We start from the raw sequence: 10,958 nt of genomic DNA, 5'->3' as shown, positions 1-10,958 counted from the left end.
AAAATTAGTTGCAAATCTGGTGTGGACACTAAAATCAAACAAATGAGAAGTCTTGAACTTCTCGCTGCTTAATAAAAATAGATATTATAAAAAAAATCGTTATAAACAAAAGAAGGTGACCTTTTTAGACACCTTCTTTTTATGATTTATTCTGCTAAATGCTTCATGAAAACTTCAATTACTTCATCATCTGTTCCGTCGCCGTTTACATCTATCATACGTTTTAGTTTTAACTGATCTGCAGATTTTTCAACAATTTCTCCACCTTGAAAAAAGTTAGATCCATGAAATTTCAATTCGTTGTTTATAACTGTATATGATCCGTAAAATTTTTGTGACGGACACGGTGGTACTGGTGTTGTTTTTCCAACTACATTACTTTCTGTATAATCAACAATTTCAAACGAATTAAATTCATTTAATTGTAAGTAATCTTTTTCGCAGTTTGAATTTTCTGCATAAGGTGTGTTTTCACCATTAATGATTACACCTTGCGGATACCATTTCCCAACCAAAACATCAACCTGTTTGTCGTCATCGTTACATCCAACAAATGCCAATGCTAAAAATAAAGTAACAATAATTTTTTTCATATTTTTCTAAATTGAAACTCCTAAATAATTGCTCGGAGTTATTTGTTTTAATTCGTTCTTAACCTCAACAGAAACATTTAATGTATCGATAAAAGCGTGAATCGATTTTTGATTGATTACATCGTTAGTACGGGTTAAATCTTTTAATGCTTCGTACGGATTCGGATATGCTTCACGACGTAAAATGGTCTGAATTGCTTCTGCAACAACCGCCCAGTTGTTTTCTAAATCGTCTGCAAACTTGGTTTCGTTCAACAATAATTTGTTTAAACCTTTTAAGGTAGCTTCAAATGCAATGATTGTATGACCAAACGGAACGCCGATGTTTCTTAAAACGGTACTATCGGTTAAATCGCGCTGTAAACGAGAAATTGGCAATTTTGCAGCCAAATGCTCAAAAATTGCATTGGCGATACCTAAATTTCCTTCAGAATTTTCGAAATCAATCGGATTCACTTTATGTGGCATTGCAGATGAGCCTACTTCACCAGCTTTGATTTTCTGTTTGAAATATTCCATTGAAACATACGTCCACACATCGCGGTCTAAATCAATAATGATGTTGTTGATACGCTTTAAAGCATCACAAAAAGCAGCAAAATGATCGTAATGTTCAATTTGTGTGGTTGGGAACGAATGTTTCAATCCTAAAATTCCTTCAACAAAATTTTCGCCAAAAGCCTGCCAATCATTTTGTGGATAAGCAACTTTATGTGCATTGAAGTTTCCAGTTGCTCCACCAAATTTAGCTGCAAACGGAATATTGTTCAACAAACGCAACTGCTCTTCTAAACGAACAACAAAAACCAGAATTTCTTTTCCTAAACGCGTTGGCGATGCAGGTTGCCCATGCGTACGCGCCAGCATTGGAATATCTTTCCATTCAACACTCAACTCCTTTAATTTGTTAACCAATTGGATAAAAGTTGGCATGTACACTTTTTCGAACGCATGTTTGGTTGATAAAGGTATCGCCGTGTTGTTGATGTCTTGAGAGGTTAATCCAAAATGGATAAACTCTTTATATTCCTGTAAACCTAATTGGTCAAATTTATGTTTTATGAAATATTCAACAGCTTTAACATCGTGATTGGTTGTCTTTTCGGTGTTTTTGATCCAAAGTGCATCTTCTGTAGAAAAATCGTTATAAATTTTTCGCAATTCAGAAAACAAATCTTTAGATACGTTTGCAACCTGCGGCAATGGCAATTCGCACAAAGCAATAAAATATTCAATTTCTACTAAAACGCGATATTTTATAAGGGCTTCTTCCGAAAAATAATCTGCTAATGGAGCTGTTTTTGATCTATATCTTCCATCGATCGGAGAAATAGCATTTAATTCTGTTAACATAAATATTTCCAATATTTTTTAAAGAAACAAATATACTGCGTATTTACAGTTTAAAAAAACTTATTTTATTTTGAATTTATAAAATCGAAAGTTGTGAGTACAAATATTAATTACCTCTTAGTAAGTAAATAACACTACTTTATCAAATATTTATTATTGACGAAGTTTTGTATATTTGATATTGAACATTTTATAATAAACTAAAAATATTAAAAGAATGTTTTTAAAAGGATAAAAATTGTCAGTATTTCTATTTGGGTATGTTTAATAACATACTTTATTATAACGTGTTTTAATATTACTAATTATTCCAAGAAAGATGAAACTCAAAAAGCTGATGTAGGTATTGTTTTAGGAGCAGGAATTTGGAACGATGAACCTTCTCCGGTTTTCAGAGAGCGAATTAATCACAGTATTGCTTTGTATAAAGATGGATATATAAAGAAAATAATTTTTACAGGTGGAAAAGCAGATGGTAAGAGATTTTCGGAATCTTATGTTGCAAAACAATATGCCGAAAGGCTTGGAGTTAATTCTAAACATATATTTATTGAAGAAAAATCAAAAATTACTCAAGAAAATTTAAAGTTTGCAAAAGAAATAATGATTGAAAATAATTTTTCAAAAGCTCTATTAATTAGCGATCCGCTACATATGAAAAGAGCTGTTTTAATAGCAAAAGATTTTAATATTAGCGCACACACATCTCCTACAAAAACCAGCCAATGCAAATCAACAAACAAAAAATTAACCTTTTTAATGAGAGAAAGTTTTTTCTATATAACATATCAGATTTATAGAATATTCTATTGAAAATTTAAACACAAAACAATATTTCATTATTTAAAGAATAAGAAAACGTCCCAATATTGGGACGTTTTCTTATTTATGATCTACTCCATTCTAAAATTGAGTTTCTGTTCATCTTTACGTAATCTTCGTTTCCTGCTTTTTCTGAAGCTTCTAACGATTTCTTAGCTGTTTCTACCGCACCTTTTTTATCACCGTTTGCTGCCTGAATCAATGATTTTTGACGCAACATGTAAAAAGGAGCTTCGCCGTTTTGCATTGCAATTGATTTATTTACATAATCTAACGCCTTTTTAACGTCAGTATTTGATGTAAACAAATAAACACCTGCTGCATAATAATCTGTAGCTTTAGAGTTTTCGTTAATGTTCGCATTAATACTTTCCATTGCTATTTTGTGCGTTGGCACTTTAAACGGAACGTGAACTATTGTTTTTTCCCATGAAATATCAATTGTTCCCTGCTCGTTATTTTGAGGCGTAATATCAATTGTAAAATACTCCACATCTTTATTTAATGTTTCAGGCTTTACAGATGTTTTTACAACTACATCGCTGTCATTCCATTTTTGAGGCAATCCCCAGTTATCTGTCGTTTTGTAGATAATTACATCCCAAGATTCTGCCTTTGGCAATGTATATAATGCATATTTACCTGCTGGTAAATTTTTACCGTTTATTTCGATATCGGTATCAATTTCAATAACAGTATTTTGATTTGCACCTGTTCTCCACATTTTTCCGTAAGGAACTAAATCTCCAAAAACCAAACGACCTTTTTTAGCCGGACGGAAATAATCTACACTAACATTTGTTAAACCAACTGTTTGATCGATTTCTGATTTTAAACTTGCCTGTGGCGTTTTAATTTGTGCATTTACCTGTGTTGCCACAAATAACGTTGCTGCTATTAGTAATTTTTTCATTTTTTAAATTTATTTTGAATAATTTGTTACTCCTTCTTTTAACCAATTTTCGTATTCTGAAACTTCCGGTGTATAACCAACCGGCGTGTTTAACGAATTTCCTTCATTATCTAAAACAATATAATAAGGTTGTGCATTTGCCTGATATTTTTCTATCTGGAAATCACTCCACTTATTACCTACTGTTTTTATTTTCTTGCCCGTTGTTTTAGAAACATACTGTTCTGCTTCCGGCAATTCTTTCTTCTCATCAACGTATAAAGATATTAAAACTACGTCGTTGTTTAAAATATTTAACACATTTGTTTCAGACCAAACGTTTTCTTCCATCTTACGACAGTTAACACATGCGTGTCCAGTAAAGTCTAATAAAACCGGTTTGTTGACCTCTTTTGCATAAGCCATACCTTTATCGTAATCTGTAAAAGTGATAATTCCCTGCGGACCTTCTTTTGCACCATCTGGAATTTCACTTAAAGAAGATGTTCCTCCTTTAGAATTTCCTACACCATACGGACTTTCAGAATACGTCATTGGTGGTGGGAATCCTGAAATTAATTTTAACGGCGCTCCCCATAATCCGGGAACCAAATAAATGGTGAAAGTTGATACCAGCAATGCCATAAATAATCTACCTACTGATATTTTATCTAATTTAGAATCGTGCGGTAGCTGAATTTTTCCGAACAAATAAATTGCCCAAGCTGCAAAAATAGCAATCCATATTGCCAAGAATACTTCGCGCTCTATCCAATGTTTCTGTAAAACTAAATCGGCATTCGATAAAAATTTTAAAGCCAAAGCTAATTCTAAAAATCCTAATGAAACCTTTACCGTATTCATCCATCCACCAGAACGCGGCATAGAATTTAACCAACCTGGGAACATTGCAAACAACATAAATGGTAATGCCAATGCCAATGAAAAACCAAACATACCAATTAACGGAGCCGTTCCGCCTTTAGAAGCTGCTTCTACCAATAATGTTCCAACAATAGGTCCTGTACATGAAAACGATACAATTGCCAATGCCAATGCCATGAAAAAGATACCGATCATACCGCCACGATCAGCTTGACGATCTACTTTATTTGCCCATGAATTTGGAAGCATAATTTCGAACGCTCCTAAAAAAGATGATGCAAAAACCACTAATAAGGTAAAGAAAATAACATTAAACCAAACGTTTGTTGACAATGCATTTAACGCATCGGCACCAAAAATTTTGGTTACAATTAATCCTAATAATACATAAATAATAATGATCGATAAACCGTAGATAATTGCATTTTTGATTCCTTTAGCTCGTGATTTACTTTGTTTGGTAAAAAAACTTACTGTCATTGGAATCATTGGGAATACACATGGAGTTAACAATGCTGCGAAACCCGAGAAAAATGCGATAATAAAAATCGACCATAAACCTTTTTTTTCTGATTTATCGGTCGATGGATTTTCTGCTGCCGGTTTTGCTTTAGCTGTATCGTTGCTTGCTGTTGTAGCTGCTAGGTCTTCAAAATTTTGAACTTCCTTTGATGAAACCGTAGCTAAATCGAACACAAAAAACTTGTTTTGCTGAATACACATTTCAATACAAGCTTGGTAAGAAAGCTCTATCTGAATGTTTTTTACATCAGGGTTTGTAATTTTTATGTTGTGTGTAAAATGTGCTTCTTTCGCAAAATAATATTCATCTACACCAAAAATATCATTGAATTTTTTAGTATATTCACTCTCTTTTGCTTTGCCTTGCGGTTCATAATTTCCTTGGGCATTGTTATAAAGAAACTCTAAAGGAAGTGGTCCGCCTTCTGGCGTAAACTGCGAATACATATGCCATTCGCCTTCAATTGTAGCATCAAACTTAAGTTGATACTCTGTATCTGAAATTTTTTCGATACTCGTTTTCCATTTTACAGGATCTTGCACCTGTGAAAACCCCAAACTGGTTACAAATAAAACCAGCGCTGTGAGTAAATTTCTCATTGGTTTAAAGTTATTTTATAGTTTTGTTGATTGTTGCTTGTTATTTTAAAACGATCATCGGCACGTAAACCAACAATCCAAATTATTTTTCCATCTCCATTTTCCAAAATCCACGTATTATCTTTTTGAATTTTAGATAGTTTTTCGTCTTTAAAAAACTTCGCCACTTTTTTTATTCCACTCATTCCAAAAGGCTGAAAATAATCACCCGTTTGTTTTCGTCTTAATTTCAAAGGCCATTTTAAAAGATTCGAATTTACGAAAATAGTACATTTATCCGAGTTAAATTCTTCCTTTTCTACTTCTGATATATTCATAAAAATAGGAATACTTAAAACATCATCTTTGCTTTTAATATAAAAAATATTGCTTGATACCGATTTTTCTTCAAAAACGATTAGTTTTTTCCGATCTTTCAAAATCGTATATTGATCGTTTTTTAACACTTTACCGGCTTCTGATGAACATATCTTTTCAATTTCACTAATAGAACTGAAACGGAACCTCTTCAAAACCTGTAACAAATAGATCTTATTATTGATGAAATTCTCTGCTTTTTCTAAATCTATTTCCAGTTGATCTTCATTTATCTTCAGACACTCTTTTTCGAAAAAAGCAACGGCATCGTTTGCTAAAAGTTGTGTTTGTTTTAAATGGTTCAATGTATTTTGAAACGATTTTAAAAATTCTGTATTTTCTTCTTTTAAAACTGGAAGCACCAAATGACGCATTTTATTTCGCAAGTATTTCGTTGTAGCGTTTGATTGATCTTCTCTCCACTCTACTCCATTGTCATTAGCATAATTCAAAATTTCGTCTCGAGAAAAATTCAATAATGGTCGAATAATATTTTCGTTTTTTTCGGGAATTCCCACCAAACCATCAATGCCTGTTCCGCGTGTAAAATTGATTAAAAACGTTTCCGCTTGATCGTCCAAATGATGTGCCGTTGCAACAAACTGATAATCATGATCGATACAAATCTGTTTAAACCAATTGTATCGTAATTCACGAGCTGCAATTTGAATGGAAACTTTTCTGCTTACAACAAACCGCATCGTCTCAAATCGCTCAATAAAACATGAAATATGATTTTTCTTACAAAAATCAACAACCAATTTTTCGTCTAAATCACTTTCTGAACCACGCAACTGAAAATTGCAATGTGCAACAGCAAAATCCAACTTTAAAGCACAATACAAATTCAACAACACCATGCTGTCCACTCCACCGCTTACTGCAAGCAACGTTTTTCCGCTTACTGATTCGGGAAATTTTTGGGCGATATGTTGTTTAAATTGATCTAACATTGCTGTAAAACTTTTTGCATTGCCTGTGCTTTCAACAAACATTCGTTGTACTCATCTGTAGCATTTGCATTGATTGTAACGGCGCTACCCACACTGAACGATGCGTATTTATTTTCCTGATTATACAAAATTGTGCGAATCACCACGTTAAAATCGAAATTATTATCAGGCGAAAAATAACCAATAGCACCGCTGTATAGCCCGCGTTTTGTTTTTTCGACTTCCTCGATGATTTTCATTGCCGATAGTTTTGGAGCGCCTGTCATACTTCCCATTGGAAAGGTTGATTTGATGATATCGACCGGATTTTGATCTGTAGAAACTTCAGAAACAACGGTGGAAATCATCTGATGAACCTGTTTAAACGTGTAAATTCCAAACAATTCTTCGACTTGTACAGATGCTTTTATTGCAGTTTTAGATAAATCGTTCCGAACCAAATCTACAATCATTACATTTTCTGATTGTTCTTTTTTGTTTGATGCTAGATTTTGTTTTAAAAGTATATCTTCTTCTTCATTAGTTCCGCGTTTTGCAGTTCCTTTAATGGGTTGCGAAATTATTTTTAAACCGTCTTTTTTAATATAACGCTCCGGTGAAGCACTCATTACAAAATGTTTATTGAACTTGGCAAAACACGCAAAAGGCGGTTCGGAAATTTCGTTAAGTTTCCAAAACAAATCATTTGAATTCAACTGCACGTTTTCTGCAAAAAATTCCATACAATAATTGGCTTCGTAAATATCGCCACGCTGAATATGACTGATTACTTTTTGAAATCCGGCTTCGTATTCGTTGAACGTTAATTTACTTTCTACGTTGATTTTTTGTTGTTGATCTGATTTGACTATTTCAGTTGAAATAATCTGCTGGAAATCATCATCCATTTCGTCATCACACATTCCCAGATATTCAAATCGAACCAAATCATCTTCGAAAAAAATAAGTTTCTTTGGTTGAAAAAACAATAAATCGGGAAAGTTCAATCCATCAAAATTATTTGATTTTAACCGTTCCACATCGTTCTTTAAATTGTACGTTAAATAACCAAAAAGCCAGTCGTTGGTATTATTTTGATACTCTTTTAATTGGTCGAACGCATTAAAATAATCGGTTTGCAGCAGCGTAAAAGCATCAAAAGCCAAAACAGCCTGGTGTGTGCTGTATTTGGCTTTGTAATTGTTCGATTCTAAAAAAACAACTTCGCGAAACTGTTGCGCCCACTGAAGCATTTGCCTTTTAAAACCGGAAATATTTTCTACTTGATACGTTTTTGAAAACCGTTGCATTAACTTTTTAAAATTCTGTTTAGTTTTTGTTCGATTTCTTGTAAGAAATCTTTATTTGTAATTTTTTGTGCTTCTTTGTTGAAATTTTCTGAAAAAGATGAAAATGCATAACTTTCATAAACTTCGCAACCAAAACGTTCAATCATTTTTTGTAAACTTTCGTTTGCACCTAAACCACCGCGTTTTCCGTTTGATGTACTTAAAATAAAAATCTTTTTTCCTTGCAAAAAGCTTTTATCTGCACGCGACAACCAATCAATTATATTTTTAAAAAACGCTGATAAATTGCCGTTGTGTTCGTTTGTGGTAATGAAAATATGTTCGAAAGCGTTGATCTCATCTTTTAAAGCAACAATTCCTTTAGGTGATTTAATTTCGCGTTCTAAATCTTCACTAAATAAAGGAATATCTAATGTTTTAAGATCAACAAATGTATGCTTAACATTCAGTTCTTTTAAAACCGCTTTTGTTAACTGTACGTTGATTGATTTTGATGAATTGCTTCCTACAAATACCAGCATAATTCTTTTAGTATTTAATTTCTAAATTCAGTTGTCTGTTTTCTTTAGCGGCAGTTTTATCCATTGCTGTGCCAACCGTTACGCCAATTGCCACACCAATAGGTAAACCTATAGCAAACAAACCCGGTTTTCCTAAAAGTACGCCTGCAAGAACACCTAATGGCATGCCAAAAACGGTCATTCCGAGTGCCAACCAAAGCGTTCTGTAATAATTTTTAGGAACTAACTTTAGTTCTTTTTCCAATAACCTTAAAATCGTCGTTTGCTTTTTCTTGATTACTTTTCTTAAATCGTTAGTTGTTAAAGAATTTGAGGTGTTAATTTCTTCAACCTCTTTGTTGATTGTTTCAACAATAGCATTTGGCAATTGCTTGTTTCTTAATTCGCTTAAAAGAATATCAAACTGATTGTAAAGCTGACTTAATCTGATATCGCTTTCTAAATTTACTCCTCTTAATTTAATTATGGTCATAATTAATCTTCTTCTTCAACAATTTCGTGGTTGCTTGAATAGTTTCGCCAACGATCAATAGCCTGAACCATATCTGTTGGTAAATCAGTTTCAAAACGCATGAACTCTTTCTTAATCGGATGCATAAAACCAAGCGTTTTGGCATGCAACGCTTGTCTCGGCAATACTTTAAACGTGTTTTCTACAAACTGTTTGTATTTTGTAAAAGTTGTTCCTTTTAAAATCTTCTCACCACCGTAACGTTCATCATTAAACAACGTATGTCCGATAGCTTTCATGTGCACGCGAATTTGGTGTGTTCTACCGGTTTCTAATCTACATGAAACCAAGGTTACATATCCCAAACGTTCAATCACCTTATAATGTGTAACTGCATATTTTGCTCCGGTTGAATCATCTGGGAACGAAGCCATTTGCATACGATCAACTTTATGTCGACCAATATAACTTTCTATTGTTCCTTCGTTTTCTTCTACATTTCCCCAAACAATGGCAATATATTCACGCTCAGTTGATTTTTCGGCAAACTGTTTTTGCAGTTCACTCATGGTCCAATCGGTTTTGGCAATAACCAATAATCCTGTGGTGTCTTTATCAATTCTATGCACCAAGCCAGGACGTTCGGAACTATTTAAAGGCAAATTTTCGAAATGATACGCCAAAGCGTTTACCAACGTTCCGGTATAATTTCCGTGACCAGGATGCACCACCAAACCTGCAGGTTTGTTAATTACCAGTAAATCATCATCTTCATAAACAATATCCAACGGAATGTTTTCTGGAATGATGATATTTTCAAACGGTGGTTGTTCCATAAGAACACGTACCACATCGTTTGCTTTTACTTTATGATTTGATTTTACAGGAACATCGTTCACAAAAATATTTCCGTTATCTGCTGCTTTCTGAATTTTGTTTCGAGTTGCATTTTCAACCAGATTCATCAAGAATTTATCAACACGCAACGGCGTCTGACCTTTACCGGCTTCAAAACGGTAATGTTCGTATAATTCGTCTTCTATTAAATTGTTATCTTCTGTCATTCATTAAAAAATTGAATCGATTTCGGGTGCAGTATCTTCATACATCTCCCCTAAAGAATCAGGTTCTGGCGTATATCCTAACATACCATCGCCCAAGATTAAATCGATTTTTGAATTTTTAAGTACTTTATCACCTGCGCGTAAAATTCTACCGTCTTGTTCAATGCGCAAAACAACATCTTTAGCAAAATCTGGCTCGTATTTAATTTGTCCTTTTACCAAACCTAACGATTCTAAAATAGCTGTAGAATGGCGCAATGTTCTTCCGTCTAAATTAGGTAAACGTATCGATGAATATCCTTTAGCATTGATCTTTACATAAATTTTACGTCCTTGCTTAACTAAATCATTCGCTTTGGGATCTTGTTCTGAAATAGTTAGTGGCGGAAACTTTGGGTTGTAATCAATTGTATCGATAATAATAATCTCGAAACCATTATCGGCAACAGCGTTCATAGCTTTTTCAACCTTCATTTTGGTTAAATCGGGCACCGTTATTTCTTTTCCGTGACGTGTATATATATTCAAAAACTGTAAACTACCAAAAATTAGTAAACCAATAATTACTACTGCCCCAATTAACGAGAAAATAAATTGCTTACTTTTTATAAATGATGTAAAACCCATAGAGTTATTTATTTTAGCAAAGTTATCAA

General features: G+C 33.4%; 11 protein-coding genes. 1 reads left to right on the top strand and 10 read right to left on the bottom strand.

Annotation, left to right across the window (positions count from 1 at the left end; all coding sequences use genetic code 11):
* Positions 1–146: 146 nt before the first annotated feature.
* Both BM253_RS11065 and purB read right to left on the bottom strand, forming a co-directional pair.
* Positions 147–593, bottom strand: coding sequence for a lipocalin family protein (locus tag BM253_RS11065; RefSeq protein WP_091523928.1), 447 nt, complete (start codon positions 591–593; stop codon positions 147–149).
* A gap of 6 nt (positions 594–599) precedes the next feature.
* The gene (purB, locus tag BM253_RS11060; protein ID WP_091523924.1) at positions 600–1,946 is read right to left on the bottom strand and encodes an adenylosuccinate lyase; all 1,347 of its coding nucleotides are present in this window, start codon (positions 1,944–1,946) and stop codon (positions 600–602) included.
* Positions 1,947–2,177: 231 nt separating this feature from the next.
* On the opposite strand from purB, the gene BM253_RS11055 reads away from it, so the two are divergent.
* Positions 2,178–2,759 carry a YdcF family protein gene (locus tag BM253_RS11055; RefSeq protein ID WP_091523921.1) on the top strand — a complete coding sequence of 194 codons (582 nt, stop codon included), beginning with the start codon at positions 2,178–2,180 and terminating at the stop codon, positions 2,757–2,759.
* Positions 2,760–2,832: 73 nt separating this feature from the next.
* Here the strand turns inward: BM253_RS11055 and BM253_RS11050 are convergent, their stop codons facing one another.
* Genes BM253_RS11050 through BM253_RS11015 form a run of 8 tightly spaced genes read right to left on the bottom strand, consistent with a single transcriptional unit; the run spans position 2,833 to position 10,929 of the window.
* On the bottom strand, positions 2,833–3,681 hold the full coding sequence (locus BM253_RS11050) for a DUF2911 domain-containing protein (RefSeq protein ID WP_091523919.1): 849 nt from the start codon (positions 3,679–3,681) through the stop codon (positions 2,833–2,835).
* A 9-nt stretch (positions 3,682–3,690) separates the two neighbouring features.
* Positions 3,691–5,667, bottom strand: coding sequence for a protein-disulfide reductase DsbD family protein (locus BM253_RS11045; RefSeq protein ID WP_091523916.1), 1,977 nt, complete (start codon positions 5,665–5,667; stop codon positions 3,691–3,693).
* Positions 5,664–7,019: a tRNA lysidine(34) synthetase TilS gene (gene tilS, locus BM253_RS11040; protein WP_091523912.1), complete on the bottom strand. Its 1,356-nt coding sequence runs from the start codon at positions 7,017–7,019 to the stop codon at positions 5,664–5,666. Before tilS ends, BM253_RS11045 begins: the two co-directional genes overlap by 4 nt.
* Positions 6,971–8,266 (bottom strand): anthranilate synthase component I family protein, encoded by a 1,296-nt coding sequence (locus tag BM253_RS11035; RefSeq protein ID WP_091523909.1) that lies wholly within the window; start codon positions 8,264–8,266, stop codon positions 6,971–6,973. The genes tilS and BM253_RS11035 overlap by 49 nt, the downstream gene beginning before the upstream one ends.
* Complete coding sequence (locus BM253_RS11030; protein WP_091523906.1) at positions 8,266–8,787, bottom strand: NADPH-dependent FMN reductase; 522 nt, start codon at positions 8,785–8,787, stop codon at positions 8,266–8,268. The genes BM253_RS11035 and BM253_RS11030 overlap by 1 nt, the downstream gene beginning before the upstream one ends.
* Before the next feature lie 7 nt (positions 8,788–8,794).
* Positions 8,795–9,259, bottom strand: coding sequence for a hypothetical protein (locus BM253_RS11025; protein WP_091523902.1), 465 nt, complete (start codon positions 9,257–9,259; stop codon positions 8,795–8,797).
* Between the two features lie 2 nt (positions 9,260–9,261).
* A complete protein-coding gene (locus BM253_RS11020) occupies positions 9,262–10,302 on the bottom strand; it encodes an RluA family pseudouridine synthase (protein WP_091523899.1) in 1,041 nt (346 codons plus the stop codon).
* Between the two features lie 3 nt (positions 10,303–10,305).
* Positions 10,306–10,929 carry a PASTA domain-containing protein gene (locus tag BM253_RS11015; protein WP_091523896.1) on the bottom strand — a complete coding sequence of 208 codons (624 nt, stop codon included), beginning with the start codon at positions 10,927–10,929 and terminating at the stop codon, positions 10,306–10,308.
* Between the last annotated feature and the right edge of the window lie 29 nt (positions 10,930–10,958).

Origin of the sequence: Paenimyroides ummariense, assembly GCF_900115115.1 — a bacterium.
Lineage (GTDB): Bacteria > Bacteroidota > Bacteroidia > Flavobacteriales > Flavobacteriaceae > Flavobacterium > Flavobacterium ummariense.
Note: the sequence above shows the minus strand (reverse complement) of the source record. Positions and strands in the feature narration are given on the sequence as shown.

Excerpts from the sequence above, each read along its gene's own strand:
- BM253_RS11065 (WP_091523928.1), bottom strand. The coding sequence starts at position 593 with ATGAAAAAAATTATTGTTACTTTATTTTTAGCATTGGCATTTGTTGGA.
- purB (WP_091523924.1), bottom strand. The coding sequence starts at position 1,946 with ATGTTAACAGAATTAAATGCTATTTCTCCGATCGATGGAAGATATAGA.
- BM253_RS11050 (WP_091523919.1), bottom strand. The coding sequence starts at position 3,681 with ATGAAAAAATTACTAATAGCAGCAACGTTATTTGTGGCAACACAGGTA.
- BM253_RS11045 (WP_091523916.1), bottom strand. The coding sequence starts at position 5,667 with ATGAGAAATTTACTCACAGCGCTGGTTTTATTTGTAACCAGTTTGGGG.
- tilS (WP_091523912.1), bottom strand. The coding sequence starts at position 7,019 with ATGTTTGTTGAAAGCACAGGCAATGCAAAAAGTTTTACAGCAATGTTA.
- BM253_RS11035 (WP_091523909.1), bottom strand. The coding sequence starts at position 8,266 with ATGCAACGGTTTTCAAAAACGTATCAAGTAGAAAATATTTCCGGTTTT.
- BM253_RS11030 (WP_091523906.1), bottom strand. The coding sequence starts at position 8,787 with ATGCTGGTATTTGTAGGAAGCAATTCATCAAAATCAATCAACGTACAG.
- BM253_RS11025 (WP_091523902.1), bottom strand. The coding sequence starts at position 9,259 with ATGACCATAATTAAATTAAGAGGAGTAAATTTAGAAAGCGATATCAGA.
- BM253_RS11020 (WP_091523899.1), bottom strand. The coding sequence starts at position 10,302 with ATGACAGAAGATAACAATTTAATAGAAGACGAATTATACGAACATTAC.
- BM253_RS11015 (WP_091523896.1), bottom strand. The coding sequence starts at position 10,929 with ATGGGTTTTACATCATTTATAAAAAGTAAGCAATTTATTTTCTCGTTA.